The following is a 16,644-nucleotide window of genomic DNA, read 5'->3' as shown; positions in this document are numbered from 1 at the left end:
GAGGCTCGATCATGCCCGGACCCGTGCTGCACTTCGGCTGCACCGTGCTCTGCGCGCATGCGGGGCAGGCGACGCCGACGGTCACCTCGCCACGGGTGCTGCTCGGCGGCCAGCCCGCGGCGACGTTGGGCGCGCCGTGGACGATCGCGGGCTGCACCATGCCGCCCCCCAATGCGGGCAACGGCCCGTGCGTCACGGCGACCTGGCTGGTCGGATCGACGCGGGTGCTGTGCGGCGGCCAGCCGCTGCTGCTGATGTCCTCGACCTCGACCTGCGTGCCCACCGGCACGCCCGCGACGCCCACCGTCGCGCAGACACGGGTGATCGCGCAGTGACGGGGCCGCACGCATGACCACGGTCAGCCCCCCCTATCGCTTCCTCAGGAGCGGGCGCACCGCGCTCGACGAGGATGACGGCGCAATCCGCGACCTGATCCGGCAGATCCTCTTCACCATGCCGGGCGAGCGGGTGAACCGCGCCGAATTCGGCAGCGCGATCACCGGCCAGGTATTCGCGGGCAATAGCGAGATGCTCGCCGCCGCCGCCCAGGCGACCGCGCAGGCCTCGCTCCAGCGCTATCTGGGCGACCGGATCGTGATCGAGGCGGTCGAGGTCCATGCGGTCGATGCCGCGCTGACGGTCGAGGTGGTCTATGCCTCGCGCCGCACCGGGTCACGCGGCCGCGCGCGGATCACGGGGACGGCGGCATGACCGGCCTCTGCATCGCCTGCGGCAGCGAGCGGCGGCGCCTGCTGGTCCGCAACACCAAGCCGATGGGCGTGCCGATCCTCAACGGCATCGATTTCGTCGAGGTCTCGCCCAGCCAGACGCTGCTGACCATCACCTTCATCCATCCGCTCAACGCGGTCGCGGGCGCCCCGACGCTCGAGGCGCTCAACTTCCGGATCGAGGGCGGCAAGCGCATCCGCCCGATCCGCATCGTGGGTTTCTCGAAGAATGTCGCCGCGGGCACGGTCACGCTGACGGTCAGCGAGCCCGGCGATTTCTCGCTCTATCGGCTGCGGCTCGTGTCGGGGCTGGGCAGCGAGGTGCCGCCGCACACCTTCGACATCGCGCTGTCGGCGGTCGACATCGACTTCAAGGCCGCCTGCCCGAACCCGTTCGACTGCAAGCCCGGCGATCCGCCGCCGCGCTCGCCCTTGCCGCCGCCTGTGATCGACTATCTCGCCAAGGATTATCCCGGCATCCGCCGCCAGATGCTCGAGCGGATGAGCGTCACCACGCCCAGCTGGACCGAGCGCAATCCGGCCGACATGGGGGTGATGCTGATCGAGGCGCTGGCGCAGACCGCCGACGATCTCAGCTATTTCCAGGACGCGGTCGCGACCGAGGCCTATCTCTCGACCGCGCGCAAGCGCAGCTCGATCCGCCGCCTCGCCCGGCTGCTCGACTACCGGCTCGACGAGGGGCTGAGCGCGCGCACCTGGGTGGTGGTCGATCCGGTCGATGCGGGCAAGGACGGCTTCAACCTAGTCGCGCCGAAGCGCCTCCAGACCGAGAGCCTGGGCCCGCCCGACAGCGGCGCCGAGCCGCCGGTGATGTTCGAGACGCTCCACGACCGGACGATCCGGCTCGCGCACGCCAGCATCGCCTTCCACACCTGGAGCGGGCAGAATTGCTGCCTGCCGCGCGGCGCGACGCGTGCGAGCCTGGCCGATAACGGGCTGGTGCTGAAGCCGGGCGACGCGCTGCTGCTGCGGCTGATCGCCGATCCGGTGACCGGCCAGACCCAGATGCCCGATCCGCGGATGCGCCAGGTGGTGCGGTTGACCGAGGTCGAGGGCGTGATGGACCGGCTGACCAACACGCCGACGCTGAGCGTCGCCTGGGATGCGGAGGACGCGCTCGGCTTCGACCTGCCCTTGGTCAAGACCGACGATCTCGGCGTCGAAGTGCCGCTCGCCGATGCCAATGCCAATGTGATCCTCGCCGAACAGGGCGCGCACGAAACCCGGCCCGCCGGCAGCGGCGCGATCGCGCGCGATACGCTCCCGCGCCGCGTCCGCCTGCCCGGCATCCGCATCGCCGTCGGCGTCCCGTACGACGATACCGCCGCGCGGAAGCTCCCCGCCACCGCCGCGCTCCGCCCCGACCGCAGCCTCGCGGTGCCGCGAATCTATCTCGACGGCGACAATCTGCGCTGGGAGGCGGTGCCCGATCTGCTTGGCGCCAATCCCTCGTCGCAGGAATTCGTGGTCGAGAGCGGCGGCGCCGACGATAGCGCGCTGCGCTTCGGCGACGGCCGGCTCGGGCGCGAGCCGGGGAATCCGGTGGGCAAGTTCACGCTCCATTTCGTCGCGGGGATCGGCGTCGCGGGGAATATCGGCGCGGACACGCTGACCGTCGTTCCCGGGGTCACCGGCGTCCGCGCGACCAATCCGCTGCCGGCGGAGGGCGCGCGCGATCCCGAGCCGCTCGCCGCGGTCCGCCTCGCCGCCCCCTATGCCTTCAAGCGCAACCGCCGCTGTGTCACGCCCGAGGACTATGCCGCCAAGGCCGAGACCTTCCCCGGCGTCCAGCGCGCCAAGGCGTACCGGGCCTGGGCGCGGAGCTGGTACTCGACCTTCATCGTCATCGACCGCGTCGATGGCGCCGAACTCGATATGCGCTTCATCGACGCGCTGCTCGCCTATATCGAGCCCGAGCGGATGGCGGGGGACGATCTCGCGGTGGTGCCGCCGCGCCGGGTGCCGCTCGATATCGCGCTCAGGGTCTGCCTCGCCAAGGGCTATCGCGCGCGCGATGTCGAGCTGGCGCTGCGCCGCGCGCTCGGCACCCAGGGCTTTTTCGATCCCGACCGGTTCAGCTTCGGCGATCCCGTCTATCTGAGCGCGCTGATCGCCACTGCGGCGGGAGTGAACGGGATCGACCATGTCTCGGCCACGCGCTTCCAGCGCTGGGGCCGCGCGGCGGGCAACGAGCTCGACACCGGGGTGCTGCCGGTCGGCGAGCGCGAGATCGTCTCGTGCGACAATGATGCGAACTTCCCCGAAAACGGCCGGCTCGAACTCCAGATGGTGGGAGGATTGTGATGGACGATCCGATCCCTCAGCCCTGTGGCTGCGAACCCGGCGAGGCCGGCTTCGCGACCCCGCGCCCGCTGGTCAACCCGCCCGGACAGCCCGCACTCAAGGCGCGCGTCGGCGATCATGGCGCGTTCCTCGAAAGCCTGCTCGACGACGTGATCCGGGCGCCCCAGCTCGATGGGCTCAAGATCCGCGAGGGCGACGATTTCACGATCGGGCTGCTCGATGCCTGGGCGGTCACGCTCGACGTGCTGACCTTCTATCAGGAGCGGATCGCCAATGAGGGCTATCTCGGCACCGCGACCGAGCGGCGTTCGGTGCTCGAGCTGGCGCGGTCGATCGGCTATGAGCTGTCGCCCGGGGTCGCCGCCGAGGCGCATCTCGCCTTCGGGCTTGATCTCGCGGGCGGGCAGGCGGGCGCGCCGGGGCTGCCCGAGGCGATGCGGCTCGATGCCGGGCTCGCCGCGCAATCGATCCCGGGCCCGGGCGAGTCCCCCGCGACCTTCGAGACGGTCGAACCGATCGAGGCGCGCGCGGCGTGGAACAGCGTCGGCGCGCGGCTGACCGAGGCGCCCAGGCTCGGCACCGGCACCACCGAGATCTGGCTCGCCGGGATCGAGGCCGGGCTCAAGCGCGGCGATCATATCCTCTTGGTCGGCGGCGACCGGCGCAAGGACAGGAAGTCGGAGCTTTGGGACGTGCGCCCGGTCGAGACGGTGACGCTCGATCCCGGCCGCGACCGCACCCATGTCACCTGGCGCGAGCCGCTCGGCTCGACCAAGCCGGCGATGGACGCGGCGGCGGGGGACGGCACGCTCGAGGTCTGGCATCTGGGCGCGAGCGCGCGGCTGTTCGGCGCGGCGGCGCCCGACGTCCGTTCGCTGCACCGGGACATCCGCGTCGCCTATCAACAGTCCGATCCCGACGACGCTGTCGAGTGGGACGATCTCAAGATCGGCAAGATCCCCGGCGCCAAGCTGGACAAGGACGGGACCGGCGGGACCGTCCAGATCGAGGGGGCGCAACCGCTGGTCGAGGGCGATTGGCTGGTGTTCGCGCGGGCGGCCTATGTCGAGCTCTACGATGTCGTCAGCGCCGCCGAGAATTCGGCCGAGGCCTTCACCCTGACCGGCAAGACGACGCTGACCAGGCTGCGCGGCGAGAATCTCAAGTCGAAGTTCAACAGCCATGTCCGCGACACCGCCCTGTGGCGCGCCACCCGCCGTTTCGTCATTGCCGAGCCGCCCGCGCCGCCAACGGTGAGCGGGGCGACGGTCGAACTCGAACGGCTCGTCCCGGGGCTCAAGCCCGGCCAGACCGTCGCGGTGAGCGAGGCGCTGCCCCCGCCCGCGCCGCCGGGGGTGCCGCCGGTCAAGATCCTTCCGGGCGAGGTGCTCACGATCAAGACCGTGGTCCAGAACGCCGCGAGCACCACCATCACCTTCGATCGCGCGCTCGCCCGCGCCTATCCGCGCGCGGCCTTCCGCGCCCATTTCAACGTCGCGCGCTCGACGCATGGCGCGGCGCGCGAGGAGGTGCTCGGCAGCGGCAGCGCGGCGCTGGCGTTCCAGACCTTCACCCTTTCGGGCAAGCCGCTCACTTATGTCTCGGCCGAGACGGCGAGCGGGCGGGCCACGACGCTCCAGATCTGGGTCAACCGGCTGTTGTGGCGCGAGGTCGAGAGCTTTGTCGGCCAGCCGCCCGACGCCAAGATCTATGTCACCCGCCGCGCCGATGACGGCACCGTTACGATCGTCTTCGGCGACGGGATCAACGGCGCGCGGCTGCCGAGCGGGAGCGAAAATATCGTTGCGCGCTACCGCGTCGGGATCGGCGCGCCGGGCTGGGTGCATGACCGCCAGATCGCGCTGCTGATGACGCGCCCGCTGGGCCTGTCCGACGTGTTCAACCCCGCGCCCTCGACCGGCGGCGCCGATCCCGAGCCGCGCGACGCCGCCCGCGCCAGCGCGCCCGGCACGGTCACCGCGCTCGGCCGGATCGTCAGCCTCAGCGATTTCGAGGATTTCGCACTGGGCTTCGCCGGCATCGCCAAGGCGCGCGCGGCGCGGCTCTGGACCGGGCATGGCTGGCTCGCGCATCTGACCGTCGCCTCGGTCTCGGGCGCGCCGCTGCCGCCCAAGGATCCGCTGCTCGAGACGCTGCGCAAGGCGATCGACCGCGCGCGCGACATCACCCAGTCCTTCCGCGTCGATGATCACCGCCCGTGCAAGGTGCGGATGGACTTGAAGCTCAAGGCCGCGCCCGACCGCCGCTATGACGATGTCCGCGACGCGCTCGCGCTCAAGCTCGCCACCGCGTTCGGCCGCGCCGCGCAGGGGCTCGCGCATCCGATCACGAGCAGCGCGATCATGGCGCTCGCGCACAGCGTGCCGGGGGTGGTCGCGATCGATCTCGACAAGCTCGAGGACGATCATGGCAATGTCCTCGCCAATGGCGGGCTGATCGCGCTGCCGGCGCGGATGAGCGGCACCGCGGTGCTGCCCGCCGATCTGCTGCTGCTCGATCAGCTGAACATCATCCGGATGGACCAGCCATGACCGACGACCCGACCCTCGCCCAGTCGGCGCTCCGGGCGCTGGTCCCGGCCTTCTACAAGAGCGCCGATGCGCTCCATCCGGCGGCGATCGACGATGTCGGCCCGCTCCAGGCGCTGCTCGATATCCTCGCGCATCAGGGCGAGATCGTCGAGGCGGACATCGCCCGGCTCTACGACGACTGGTTCATCGAGACCTGCAGCGACTGGGCGATCCCCTATATCGGCGCTCTGGTCCGCGCCCGCGCGCTGCCCAGCGCCACCCCTGACGGCCAGCGCCGCTACATCGCCAACACCATCGCCTATCGCCGCCGCAAGGGCACGGTGGCGGTGATCGAGCAGCTCGCGCGCGATGTGACCGGCTGGCCCGCGCTCGCCAATGAGAGCTTTCGCGGGCTCGCGCTCACCCAGGCGATGCTCCATGTCCGGCCGGGCCGCCACGGCACCGCCGACGTGCGCAATTCGACGCGGGCGAGCGCGGCGGGCACGCCGTTCGACGCCTTCTCGCACACGCTCGACGTGCGCCGCCCAGGCAAGCGCGGCGCGCGCTGGAGCATTCCGACGATCGCGCTGTTCCTGTGGCGCCAGCAAGCGGCGTTGCTCGAGGCAATCGAGGCGGTGCCCGATCCGGTGGCGCCCTGGCTGTTCCACGCCGATCCGGAATTGCGCGCACGGCCCTGGTTCAACTGGGCGCGGACCGATTCCGATGTTGACCAGCGCGCGCACGAATATGATCTGCCGGTGCCGCTGCGCCGCCGTCCGCTGGTCGACGAACTCGCCGCGCGCCGCCGCGCCAGCGCGGCGGCCCAGACGCCCCCCTCCAACTATTTCCCCGATGACGATCCCGCTTTCCGGATCGAGGTGCAGGATGTCGTGGGCGGCGCCTGGCGCACGATCAAGCCCGAGGCGGTCCGCGTGGTGCATCTGGGCGGCGCCCCCGCCTCGATCGCGCAGCCCGACAAGGCGATCCCGGTGCGCGAAGGCGGCGTCGCTCCCTTTACCGATGCCGAGATACTGGTCGATCCCGCGCTCGGCCGGGTGGCGATTCCCCTGGGCGTGGCGACCCCGGTGGCGCTGCGCACCAATCACCTCCAGGGCTATGGCGCCGAGATCGGGGCAGGGCCGTTCGACCGCAACCGCGAGCTTGCCGCGCTGATCGGCGCGGTCGGCGCGGGTTCGCCCGTCACCTGGCAGGCGAGCGTCATGAAAGGGCGCGCCGACATTCCCGCCGACAATCTGTTCGGCACGCTCAACGCGGCGGTCTCGGCGTGGAACGCGCTTCCGGCGGGCCCGCGCAACGGGCTGATCCTGATCGAGGACAGCGCGCGGCACGATCTGGGCGCCGGGGTGACGGCGACGCTCAAGCCCGGCACCGGCCTCACCATCGCCGCGGGGCGCTGGCCCGCCGATCTCGCCCAGCCTTTGCCCAAGCGCTTCGGCCATTTCCAGGCGAGCGCCTGCCGCCCGCATCTGACCGGCAATATCCGGGTCAAGGGGAACGGCCCCTCGCAGTTCGGGATGAGCGGAATCTTCCAGACCGGCAAATGCTGGATCCAGCCGGGCCTGCTCGAAGGCTTTACCGCGCGCCATTGCACCTTCGATCTCGGCCAGCCGCTGGTCGCCGATCTCAACACCCAGCTGGTGATCACGCTCGACCATTGCCTGTGCGGCCCCTTGTCGCTCGATCCGCTGCTTCCCGATCTTCGGCTGTCGAACAGCATCGTCCATGCGCCTTTGGGGGGTGCTGCGATCATCGCGAGGGGAGCGAAGCTCACGATCGAATCGTGCAGCGTGTTCGGCACCACCGGGCCGGTGCGCGAGCTCTGGGCCTCGAACACGCTGTTCAACGGCATCGTCACCACCTCGCGCACCCAATATGGCTGCACGCGCTTCTGCTATGTGCCCGATGGCTCGCGCACGCCGCGGCGCCATCGCTGCCAGTCGAAGCTCGCGGTCGATGCCGGGGCGCCGGCGGCGCGGGTCAAGCCGCACATCGTCTCGCTCGACCGCGCCAGCCCCTGGTACGGCCAGCTCCATCCCCTCGCCCATCCGGCGCTGCGCAAGGGCGGCGACGATGGCGGCGAGATCGGCGCATTCCGCACTCCCTCCTCGGCGCTGCTCGAGGCGAATGTGGATGCGACCCTCGACGAATATCTCCGGCTCGGCATGGCCGCCGGAATCCTGATCGCGACGTGATGCGGGCGATGACACGAAAGGGCGGACAATGAAGGGCGATTTCTCGCGGCAGACCTTCCATTCCGAGCGGCACTTCACCGCGGTCCGGATGCAGCAGGGGCGTGTCCTGCAGGATGCCGACATCAACGAGGAGCACGACATCCTCGGCCACAGGCTCGATCTGAGCTTCCGCGACGTGATCGGCGACGCCGCGGCGCCCGTCGATCCGGATTCGTTCAAGGTCGCGATCGCGGCGAACAAGATCACCGTCTCGGCCGGGCGCTATTATGTCGGCGGGCGGCTGCTCGAGAACGATGCGGTCGTTACCCTCCCCGCCCAGCCGCATCTCAGCGGCGGCTATTGCGTGCTCGACACGGGCAATCCCGCCTTCGACGTCGCGGCGCTCGCCGCGGGCGACTATGCGGTGATCCTCGACAGCTGGGTGCGCCACGTCACCGCGCTCGAAATGCCCGAGCTGATCGAGCCCGCGCTCGGCGGCGTCACCACCGCGAGCCGTCTCCAGTCGGTGTGGCAGCTCAAGCTCATGAAGATCCCGACCAACACCGCCTGTGGCGGGGTCAAGGGCACCCCGGCCTGGCTGGCCAATGCCGCGCCGGTCACCGCGCTGATGGAGGCGGGAACCGACACGCCCCCGCCCGCGCCCGACAAATGCGACCTGAGCCCCAGCGGCGGCTATCAGGGGCTCGAGAACGACCTTTACCGCGTCGAGATCCACACCCCCGGCACCGGGGGCAGCGCGACCTATAAATGGTCGATCGACAACGCCTCGTTCGCGTCGCTCGCGACGAGCTGGGACAATGGCAACACGCTGACGATCGCGAGCGCGCCGGGCGATCTGACGCGCGGCTTCCAGATCGGCGACACGGTCGAGCTGATCGACGTCGCGACCGAGCTGCGCGAGCTGCCCGGCAAGATGCTGGTGATCGGCGATATCGTCGGCGAGACGATCACCTTCTCCACCCCCCACGGGCTCGGCGCCGCGGCCAGCGGGGCGACCGCGGAGGCGCGCCGGCTGCGCGTGCGGCGCTGGATCGGTCCGCTCACCATCCCCAACGCCAATGGCTGGCAGCCGCTCGGCACCGACGGGGTGCGCATTCGTTTCGAGAAGAGCGCGGCCTACAAGACCGGCCAGGACTGGGCCTTTATCGCGCGCACCGCGACCAATGCGGTCGAATGGCCCGCAGTCAAGCTGCCGCCCGAAAATCCGCCGCACCTGCTGACTCCGCTCGCGCGGATCCGGGTCGACGGCGCGGGCAACATCACCCTGCTCGGCGATTGCCGCATCCTCTTCCCGCCGCTCAGCGCGATGATCTCGCTCCTCTATGTCGGCGGCGACGGGCAGGAGGCCGTGCGCAACGAGGCGGGCAATCCCGCCGCGCTGGCGCTCGCCGAGCCGATCAGCGTCGCGGTGATGCGCGGCAAGCTGCCGGTGGCCGGCGCGCCGGTGAAGTTCAGCATCGCCGCGGGGCCGGGCGGCAAGCTCAACGGGGCCGCGAGCCCGGTGACCGTGCTCACCGGCGCCGACGGGGTCGCCAGCTGCGCCTGGGCGCTCGATCCCGGGGTCGAGGATCTCAGCCAGCGGGTCGAGGCGCGGATGCTCGACGATGGCGGCACCGGGTTCGGCAATCCCGTCCGGTTCGCCGCGCGTGCCTTCGAGCTGCGCGCGATGGCGCTCGCCGGGGGCGACACCCAGACCCAGGTCATCCCCGACGGCGCCGCCACGGTCGAGCTGGCCGAACCGCTCCGCGTCCTCGTCACCCGCGCCAACCGGCCGCTGGTCAACGCGCCGGTCCGCTTCAGCGTCGTCGGCGGAACGGGGACGGTGCGCGCGGTCGGTGGCGGGGCGGGCGCCGCGACGGTCGATATCCAGACCGATGCGAACGGCTTCGCCGAATGCCTGTGGACGCTCGTCCCCGGCGACCCGCCGAGCCATGTCGTCGCCAAGCTGATGAAGAATGCCGCCACCCCCTGGGGCGCGCCCGACATCCGTTTCTCGGGCAGCCTGATCGATCTGCCCAGGGGCGGATGCTGCGTCACCGTGGGCAAGGGCGGCGATTTCGAGACGCTCGACGAGGCGATGGAGACGCTGCTCGCCGACGACGAGATCAACGATATCTGCATCTGCCTCACCGCGGGCGATCATGTGCTCACCAAGAATATCGTGATCTATCAGCGCGACGGGCTCAATCTGATGATCCATGGCTGCGGCCCGGCGACGCGGCTGCACATCGGTGACCGGCACTTCTACCTCTATCAAATGGGCGCGTTCGAACTGGCCGATCTCGAGTTGATCGCCGGCAAGGGCTCGATCGTGGCGTTGGCGATGCCATCGGCTACGCTGCGCCGGGTGACCGCCTCGGGCGAACGCTACATCTTCGCCAGCCAGCAATGCACTACGGTGACGATCGAGGATTGCGACCTGAGCCATGTCGATCCCAATGACGTCAAAGGGGCCGAGCGCGGCATCAAGACCAAGCGCAAGAAGGTGAACGAGGCCAAGCTGGCGGGCAACCTCGAGAAATCGGTCTTCCTCGATCTGAAGGTGCTGGAGCCGTCCAAGTTCATCGGCGGGCCTACCGCGCTGGTACAGGCGAAAGACCTGATCCTGTTCGCCGATTTCGACAGCGACGTCCGCATCCTGCGCAACCGCATCAACGGCGCCATCAATTTCGGCGGGGGAGAGCCCGGCAACCTCAACTACGCCACCTATCTCGCCGATCTGCAGGACGACAAGCATCCGATCACGCTCCCGCTCGGCAATGCAGGGCTGCTGACGATCCTCGACAATGTGCTGTGGGAGGTGAGGGTCACCGACACGCTGGCGGTCAAGGTCGGGCTCGACGAGCGGCCACCCAAAGGCATCGCGCTGCTCAACGTGCCGGTGCTCACCCGCTTCGAGCGCAACCGGGTCCTGTCGACGCGGTCGGTACTGCCGGGCCAGTTCGTCAGCGTCGTGGGCAACCAGTTCGTTCTGGGCGGCGACGAGCTGCTGGTGATCGCCCCGCTCGCCCAGCGCGAGAAGGAGGTGGTCAAGATCTTCGGCAATCTCGGCCTGCCGGGGTCGAAGATCCTTTCGACCAGCCCCGCCGACAAGGGACTGAACATGCCGCTCGCCGTCTGGGATTGAGCCCAAAGGGACCAGCGCGGAAAATAAAACCTCGGGCCCGAAGGGCCCGCAAGGCCGCCCGAGCTTATGCGAGGAAAGCCAAAGCGACGGATGTCGCCGCCGGCGCTTGAGGCAAAAAAATGGCGCACCCGAAGGGATTCGAACCCCTGGCCTCTGCCTTCGGAGGGCAGCGCTCTATCCAGCTGAGCTACGGGTGCGTGGACGCGCCGCGTAGCAAAGCCGGACGCGGTGCGCCAGAGGCGATTACTTCCCTCCGGCGATCGTCACTTCCTGGAACTTGCCCATGCCGCAGCTCGGCCCGGGCATGTTGCCGCTCGCTTCGAGCACGGTGATGATGTCGTGCGAGCAGATGTCGCCGGTCGAGGTCTTGTGCAGATAGCGCTGCTCGAAGCCGAGCCCGGGGCAGCGCATCGGCAGTGTGTTGCGATAGACTTTGCGGCCGACATAATAGTCGATCACCTGATCGCTGCGCACGCGCGTGTTGCGGATATGGCTGAGCGGGATGCAATCGACCGGCGTGCCGATCGGCGTCGCCTCGGGGACCTGGGGATCGCGGCCGGCCACCACGGGCGAGGCGAGGATCAGGGCGGCGGGAATGAGCAGCAGGCGCATCGTCTATCCTCCGTTGGATGCCGCTCGCCCCTTTGCCGAGGTTCGGGGCGGCGGTGTCTTGGGCTTGAACGCGCAGAGATCGGCGACGGGGCATCGCCAGCATTCAGGGGTCCTAGCTTTGCACACATAGCGGCCGTGCAAGATTAACCAGTGATGAGCGTGGAGGCGAAAGGGCTGGGGGACGGCCTTTTCGAGCTTGAGCTCGACCGCGAGCGGGGTCTTGCCGCGGGCGAGGCCGGTGCGGTTGCCGACGCGGAAGATGTGCGTATCGACCGCGAAGGTCTCCGCCCCGAAGGCGACGTTGAGCACGACATTGGCGGTCTTGCGCCCGACCCCGGGCAGCTTCTCCAGCGCCTCGCGGTCCCGCGGCACCACGCCGCCATGATCGCGGATCAGCATTTCGGAAAGCGCGATGACGTTCCTGGCCTTGGTGTTGAACAGGCCGATCGTCTTGATGTGCGCCTTGAGGCCTTCCTCGCCCAACGCGACCATCGCCTCGGGGGTCTTCACCTCGGCGAACAGGCGGCGCGTAGCCTTGTTGACCCCGACATCGGTCGCCTGCGCCGAAAGCGCGACCGCGACGACGAGCTGATACGGGTTGCCATATTCGAGTTCGGTTTCAGGGTGCGGATCGGCCTCGGCGAGCCGCGAGAAGAAGTCGAAGACCTGGGCCTTGTTCATATCAGGCGCTCAAGCGTCGAGAACCTCGGCCATGGTGTAACGGCCAGGTTCCTTGTCCGCGAGCCACAGCGCCGCCTGCACCGCGCCGCGCGCGAAGATCTCGCGGTTGTCGGCACGATGGATCAGCTCGATCCGCTCGCCCTGGCCGGCGAAGATCACGCTGTGATCGCCGAACACCGATCCGCCGCGCAGCGATGCCATGCCGATCGTCCCTTCGGCGCGCGCACCGGTAAGTCCCGCGCGATCGGTGACGCCCGCCTCGGCGAGCGTGGTGCCGCGCCCCTCGGCGGCGGCCTTGCCCAGCATCTGCGCGGTGCCCGAGGGGGCATCGACCTTGTGGCGATGGTGCATCTCGACGATCTCGATGTCCCAATCGGTCCCCAGCCGCGCCGCCGCCTCGCGCACCAGCCGCGCGAGCAGCCCGACGCCCATCGAGGTATTGCCGGTCTGGAGCACGGGGATCTCGGCGGCCGCCTCGTCGATCATGCGGTGATGCTTTTCGCCCAGTCCCGTGGTGCCGATCATGATCGGCGTCCGCGCGGCACGCGCCGCCGCAAGATGCGCCTCGAGCGCCGAGGGGGTCGAGAAATCGACCAGCACATCGGCCTTGCGCGCCAGATCGGCGGGATCGTCGCCGACATCGGCGCCGCCCGCGAGCTGCGCGCCGAGCCCCGGCGCGATCGCGGCGATCGTCTGCCCCATGCGCCCCTGGCTGCCGAAGATGCCGATGCTGGTCATGTGCGCTGCTGTGACACAAGTGGCGCGGATTGGAAGAGTGGATTTATCGCGCGATCCACGCGCAATCCTGTGCCGGCGGCGCGAACGGATAGGGTGTCATCTTCGTGCCCAGCCCGGTCCAATAGGTGCAGCTGAGCATCGGAATCTTGCGCTTGTCGGCATAGCGCGAGACGTCGCGGTGGGTTGAAACGATCACGCTTCCATTGACCAGCCAGGCCTGCCCGCGCTGCTGGCGGATCAGCAGCTGCGTGCCCGTGGCCGCGAGCAGCAGGTCTGCCGCGGCCAGCGCGAGGATCGGCCAGAGCCAGAGCGGCGGCTTTCTCATGGGCCAGGTTCTGCCACGTCGGCGCCTGCTGGCAAAGCCGCGAGCGGCGGGTTATGCCCGCCTCATGCGCTGGGGGGTCCTGCTATCGATCGTGTCGCTGGGCCTTGCCGGCCCGACCGCGCCCGCCGGCGACTGGGCCGTCTATGGTGGCGCGTACGGCGACCGCTATTCGCCGCTCGCGCAGATCACCGCGAAGAATGTCGCCAGGCTCGAACAGGTCTGGCGCTTCGACACGGGCGAGGGCGGGCTGCAGACCCAGCCGTTGATGGCCGGCGGCATGCTTTACGCGGCCACGCCGCAGCAGCACACGATCGCGCTTGATGCGGCCACGGGCAAGCCGGTCTGGGAATATGTCCCCGAATCGCATGCCGAGCAGGGCGTGCGCGGATTGACCTGGTGGCAGAGCGGCGGCGAGCAAAGGCTGTTCACCAGCGCGGACACTTATCTGATCGCGCTCGATCCCAGGACGGGCCGCCCGATCCCGGGCTTCGGCAAGCAGGGCAGGGTCGATCTGCGCGAGGGGCTGGGCCGCGATCCGGCGACGCTTGCGACCTATCTGACCACGCCGGGGGTGATCTTCGGCGACCTGATCATCACCGGCTTCCGCACCTCCGAAACGCGCCCCGCCGCCCCCGGCGCGATCCGCGCCTATGACGTGCGCACGGGCGCGCTGCGCTGGACCTTCAACCTGATCCCCAAGGCGGGCGAGCCGGGCTACGAGACGTGGGAGCCGGGCAGCGCCGAGCGCGGCGGGGCCGCCAACAACTGGGCCGGGATGGTGGTCGATCCCGCGCGCGGGATCGTGTTCGTCCCCACCGGCTCCGCGGTCGACGACTTCTATGGCGGCGACCGCAAGGGCGACAATCTCTACGCCAATTCGCTGGTCGCGCTCGATGCGCGGACGGGCAAAAGGCTCTGGCATTTCCAGGCGGTGCACCATGACGTGCTCGACCGCGATTTCCCCTCGCCGCCGGTGCTGCTCACGGTGACGCAGCGTGGGCGCCGCATCGACGCCGTCGCCCAGGCCACCAAGCAGGGTGTCGTCTTCCTGTTCAATCGCGTCACCGGCAAGCCGCTCTTCCCGATCGAGGAACGCGCCGTGCCGCAAAGCGACGTGCCGGGCGAGGCGACCGCGCCGACCCAGCCCTTCCCGCTCAAGCCCGCCCCCTATGCCCGCCAGATACTCACCGCCGAGACGCTGACGCAGCGCACGCCGGAGGCGAATGCCTGGGCGCGCAAGGCGTTTGCGGGGATGCGGTCGGATGGCCCGTTCACGCCGCTGCCGGTCGATGGCAACGCGATCGTCTTCCCCGGCTATGACGGCGGCGCCGAATGGGGCGGGCAGGCCGCCGATCCGAGCGGCGTGCTCTATATCAACAGCAACAATATCGCCTGGACCGGCGGGCTGGTGCTCACCCGGGCGCGCGCCGAGCGCGGGGCGATGCTCTATGAGGATCGTTGCTCGACCTGCCATGGGCTCGACCGGACCGGCGATCCGCCGGCCTTTCCGTCGCTGATCGATATCGGCAAGCGCCTGACCCGGGCGCAGATCGAGGCGGTGATCCATGGCGGCAAGGGGCGGATGCCGGGCTTTCCGCAGATCGCCGGCGACGATCTCGACGCGCTGATCGGCTATCTGCGCGATTCGGCGCCGGACAAGGCGGAGGTCGGCGGCACGGGCGCGGCCGCCTATCGCTTCACCGGCTACCACAAGTTCCTCGACCCCGAGGGCTATCCCGCGATCGCCCCGCCCTGGGGGACGCTGAGCGCGATCGACATGAACAGCGGCGACTATCTGTGGCAGGTCCCGCTCGGCAGCTATCCCGAGCTGGTCGCGAAGGGGATGCAAGGCACCGGCAGCGAGAATTATGGCGGGCCGATCGTGACGGCGGGCGGGGTGCTGTTCATCGGCGCCACCGTCTATGACCGCCGGCTCCATGCCTTCGATGCGCGGACCGGCAAGCTGTTATGGGAGGGTGCGCTGCCCTTTGCGGGCACCGCGACCCCGATCACCTATATGGCCGGCGGGCGGCAGTTCGTCGTGATCGCCACCAGCGGCGCGCGCGATCCGAAAGGGCCCAGGGGCTCGGCCTATGTCGCGTTCGCGCTGCCGGGGCGCTAGGCGCGCCCCATGCAGATTCGCGCCCTTACCCCCGCCGACCGCCCCGGCCTCTGGGCGATCGTCGAGCCCGTGGTGCGCGCGGGCGAGACCTGGGCGCTCGACCGCGACATGAGCGAGGAAGCGGGCTGGGCCTATTGGACCGCCCCCGACCGCGAAGCCTTCCTCGCCGAGGCGGACGGCAGGCTGCTCGGCGCCTATTTCCTCCGCGCCAACCATGGCGGTGGCGGCGCGCATATCGCCAATACGGGCTATATGGTCGCGCAGGATGCGGTCGGTCGCGGCGTCGGCCGCGCGCTGTGCCTGCACTCGCTCGAGACCGCCAGGGCGCGCGGCTTCCGCGCGATGCAATTCAACTTCGTCGTCACCACCAATGCGCCCGCGATGCACCTCTGGCAGTCGCTCGGCTTCGCGATCATCGGCCGCGTGCCCGGCGGCTTCCGTCACCCCGTGCTGGGCGATGTCGATACGGTGATGATGTTCCGGGAGCTTTGACATGGCCGCCATCCGCAACGTCGTCATCCTCACCGGCGCCGGCGTTTCCGCCGAGAGCGGGGTCGCGACCTTCCGCGGCCCCGGCGGCCTGTGGGAAGGCCAGCGCGTCGAGGATGTCTGCACGCCCCAGGCGCTCGCGCGCGATCCGGCGCTGGTGCACCGCTTCTATGACGAGCGGCGGGCGAAGCTGGCGAGCGTCGCGCCCAATCCCGCGCATCTGGCGCTGGCGCGGCTCGACGCGGAATGGCCGGGGGAGCTGCTGCTGGTCACGCAGAATGTCGACGATCTGCACGAGCGCGGCGGTTCGATGCGGCTGATCCATATGCATGGCGAGCTGAAATCGGCGCTGTGCGCGGGATGCGGGCATCGCGAGGCCTGGGAAGAATCGCTGCCGCCCGGGTGCGAATGCACGGTGTGCGGGGCGCCGCTGCTGCGGCCCGACATCGTCTTCTTCGGCGAGATGCCGTACCGGATGGAGGCGATCGAGCGGGCATTGGCTGAGGCCGATCTGTTCGTCTCGATCGGCACCTCGGGCGCGGTCTATCCCGCCGCGGGCTTCGTCCAGACCGCGCGCTATCACGGCGCGGATACGCTCGAGATGAACCTCGATCCGTCGCAGGGGTCGGGCTGGTTCGCCGAGAGCCGGCTGGGGCCGGCTGGGGTGCTGGTGCCCGAATGGGTGGAGGAAATGCTGGCCTAAGGCCAAGGTTGGAAATGTTGGATTTCCAGGGCCTGCCGAGGTTCAGGAAA

Annotated in this window: 13 protein-coding genes and 1 tRNA gene; 9 read left to right on the top strand and 5 right to left on the bottom strand. The window is 69.6% G+C overall.

Going from position 1 to position 16,644, the window contains the following annotated elements:
- Positions 1 to 11 precede the first annotated feature (11 nt).
- From OF829_RS04535 to OF829_RS04510, 6 genes are read left to right on the top strand one after another with little or no spacing between them, the layout of a single operon-like run.
- Positions 12 to 335 (top strand): PAAR domain-containing protein, encoded by a 324-nt coding sequence (locus OF829_RS04535; RefSeq protein WP_264938755.1) that lies wholly within the window; start codon positions 12 to 14, stop codon positions 333 to 335.
- Positions 336 to 348: 13 nt separating this feature from the next.
- On the top strand, positions 349 to 711 hold the full coding sequence (locus tag OF829_RS04530; RefSeq protein ID WP_264938754.1) for a GPW/gp25 family protein: 363 nt from the start codon (positions 349 to 351) through the stop codon (positions 709 to 711).
- A complete protein-coding gene (locus OF829_RS04525; RefSeq protein WP_264938753.1) occupies positions 708 to 3,053 on the top strand; it encodes a baseplate J/gp47 family protein in 2,346 nt (781 codons plus the stop codon). Before OF829_RS04530 ends, OF829_RS04525 begins: the two co-directional genes overlap by 4 nt.
- Positions 3,053 to 5,605 carry a putative baseplate assembly protein gene (locus OF829_RS04520; RefSeq protein ID WP_264938752.1) on the top strand — a complete coding sequence of 851 codons (2,553 nt, stop codon included), beginning with the start codon at positions 3,053 to 3,055 and terminating at the stop codon, positions 5,603 to 5,605. The genes OF829_RS04525 and OF829_RS04520 overlap by 1 nt, the downstream gene beginning before the upstream one ends.
- The gene (locus tag OF829_RS04515; RefSeq protein ID WP_264938751.1) at positions 5,602 to 7,797 is read left to right on the top strand and encodes a hypothetical protein; all 2,196 of its coding nucleotides are present in this window, start codon (positions 5,602 to 5,604) and stop codon (positions 7,795 to 7,797) included. Before OF829_RS04520 ends, OF829_RS04515 begins: the two co-directional genes overlap by 4 nt.
- A gap of 28 nt (positions 7,798 to 7,825) precedes the next feature.
- Positions 7,826 to 10,924 (top strand): DUF6519 domain-containing protein, encoded by a 3,099-nt coding sequence (locus OF829_RS04510; protein ID WP_264938750.1) that lies wholly within the window; start codon positions 7,826 to 7,828, stop codon positions 10,922 to 10,924.
- 120 nt (positions 10,925 to 11,044) lie between these two features.
- On the opposite strand, the gene OF829_RS04505 is transcribed toward OF829_RS04510, so the two are convergent.
- The 5 genes from OF829_RS04505 to OF829_RS04485 form a co-directional block, all read right to left on the bottom strand.
- Positions 11,045 to 11,121: transfer RNA gene (locus OF829_RS04505), tRNA-Arg, on the bottom strand.
- A 46-nt stretch (positions 11,122 to 11,167) separates the two neighbouring features.
- Complete coding sequence (locus tag OF829_RS04500) at positions 11,168 to 11,536, bottom strand: hypothetical protein (RefSeq protein WP_264938748.1); 369 nt, start codon at positions 11,534 to 11,536, stop codon at positions 11,168 to 11,170.
- A 3-nt stretch (positions 11,537 to 11,539) separates the two neighbouring features.
- A complete protein-coding gene (nth, locus tag OF829_RS04495; RefSeq protein ID WP_264938747.1) occupies positions 11,540 to 12,217 on the bottom strand; it encodes an endonuclease III in 678 nt (225 codons plus the stop codon).
- A 9-nt stretch (positions 12,218 to 12,226) separates the two neighbouring features.
- Entirely contained in the window at positions 12,227 to 12,955 is a 729-nt protein-coding gene (gene dapB / locus OF829_RS04490; RefSeq protein WP_264938746.1) for a 4-hydroxy-tetrahydrodipicolinate reductase, read from the bottom strand.
- Positions 12,956 to 12,998: 43 nt separating this feature from the next.
- Positions 12,999 to 13,280: a hypothetical protein gene (locus OF829_RS04485; RefSeq protein ID WP_264938745.1), complete on the bottom strand. Its 282-nt coding sequence runs from the start codon at positions 13,278 to 13,280 to the stop codon at positions 12,999 to 13,001.
- 64 nt (positions 13,281 to 13,344) lie between these two features.
- Between OF829_RS04485 and OF829_RS04480 the strand changes: the two genes are divergently transcribed.
- Genes OF829_RS04480 through OF829_RS04470 form a run of 3 tightly spaced genes read left to right on the top strand, consistent with a single transcriptional unit; the run spans position 13,345 to position 16,594 of the window.
- Positions 13,345 to 15,402 carry an outer membrane protein assembly factor BamB family protein gene (locus OF829_RS04480; RefSeq protein WP_264938744.1) on the top strand — a complete coding sequence of 686 codons (2,058 nt, stop codon included), beginning with the start codon at positions 13,345 to 13,347 and terminating at the stop codon, positions 15,400 to 15,402.
- 9 nt (positions 15,403 to 15,411) lie between these two features.
- Positions 15,412 to 15,894, top strand: a complete 483-nt coding sequence (locus OF829_RS04475; protein WP_264938743.1) for a GNAT family N-acetyltransferase — start codon at positions 15,412 to 15,414, stop codon at positions 15,892 to 15,894.
- A gap of 1 nt (position 15,895) precedes the next feature.
- Complete coding sequence (locus OF829_RS04470; RefSeq protein ID WP_264938742.1) at positions 15,896 to 16,594, top strand: NAD-dependent deacylase; 699 nt, start codon at positions 15,896 to 15,898, stop codon at positions 16,592 to 16,594.
- The last annotated feature ends 50 nt before the right edge of the window (positions 16,595 to 16,644 follow it).

It is taken from the genome of Sphingomonas caeni, assembly GCF_026013415.1.
Taxonomy (GTDB): Bacteria; Pseudomonadota; Alphaproteobacteria; order Sphingomonadales; family Sphingomonadaceae; genus Sphingomonas; species Sphingomonas caeni.
Note: the sequence above shows the minus strand (reverse complement) of the source record. Positions and strands in the feature narration are given on the sequence as shown.

Bases quoted from the DNA above. Each gene is read 5' to 3' on its own strand.
- OF829_RS04535 (WP_264938755.1), top strand. From the start codon at position 12: ATGCCCGGACCCGTGCTGCACTTCGGCTGCACCGTGCTCTGCGCGCAT.
- OF829_RS04530 (WP_264938754.1), top strand. From the start codon at position 349: ATGACCACGGTCAGCCCCCCCTATCGCTTCCTCAGGAGCGGGCGCACC.
- OF829_RS04525 (WP_264938753.1), top strand. From the start codon at position 708: ATGACCGGCCTCTGCATCGCCTGCGGCAGCGAGCGGCGGCGCCTGCTG.
- OF829_RS04520 (WP_264938752.1), top strand. From the start codon at position 3,053: ATGGACGATCCGATCCCTCAGCCCTGTGGCTGCGAACCCGGCGAGGCC.
- OF829_RS04515 (WP_264938751.1), top strand. From the start codon at position 5,602: ATGACCGACGACCCGACCCTCGCCCAGTCGGCGCTCCGGGCGCTGGTC.
- OF829_RS04510 (WP_264938750.1), top strand. From the start codon at position 7,826: ATGAAGGGCGATTTCTCGCGGCAGACCTTCCATTCCGAGCGGCACTTC.
- OF829_RS04500 (WP_264938748.1), bottom strand. From the start codon at position 11,536: ATGCGCCTGCTGCTCATTCCCGCCGCCCTGATCCTCGCCTCGCCCGTG.
- nth (WP_264938747.1), bottom strand. From the start codon at position 12,217: ATGAACAAGGCCCAGGTCTTCGACTTCTTCTCGCGGCTCGCCGAGGCC.
- dapB (WP_264938746.1), bottom strand. From the start codon at position 12,955: ATGACCAGCATCGGCATCTTCGGCAGCCAGGGGCGCATGGGGCAGACG.
- OF829_RS04485 (WP_264938745.1), bottom strand. From the start codon at position 13,280: ATGAGAAAGCCGCCGCTCTGGCTCTGGCCGATCCTCGCGCTGGCCGCG.
- OF829_RS04480 (WP_264938744.1), top strand. From the start codon at position 13,345: ATGCGCTGGGGGGTCCTGCTATCGATCGTGTCGCTGGGCCTTGCCGGC.
- OF829_RS04475 (WP_264938743.1), top strand. From the start codon at position 15,412: ATGCAGATTCGCGCCCTTACCCCCGCCGACCGCCCCGGCCTCTGGGCG.
- OF829_RS04470 (WP_264938742.1), top strand. From the start codon at position 15,896: ATGGCCGCCATCCGCAACGTCGTCATCCTCACCGGCGCCGGCGTTTCC.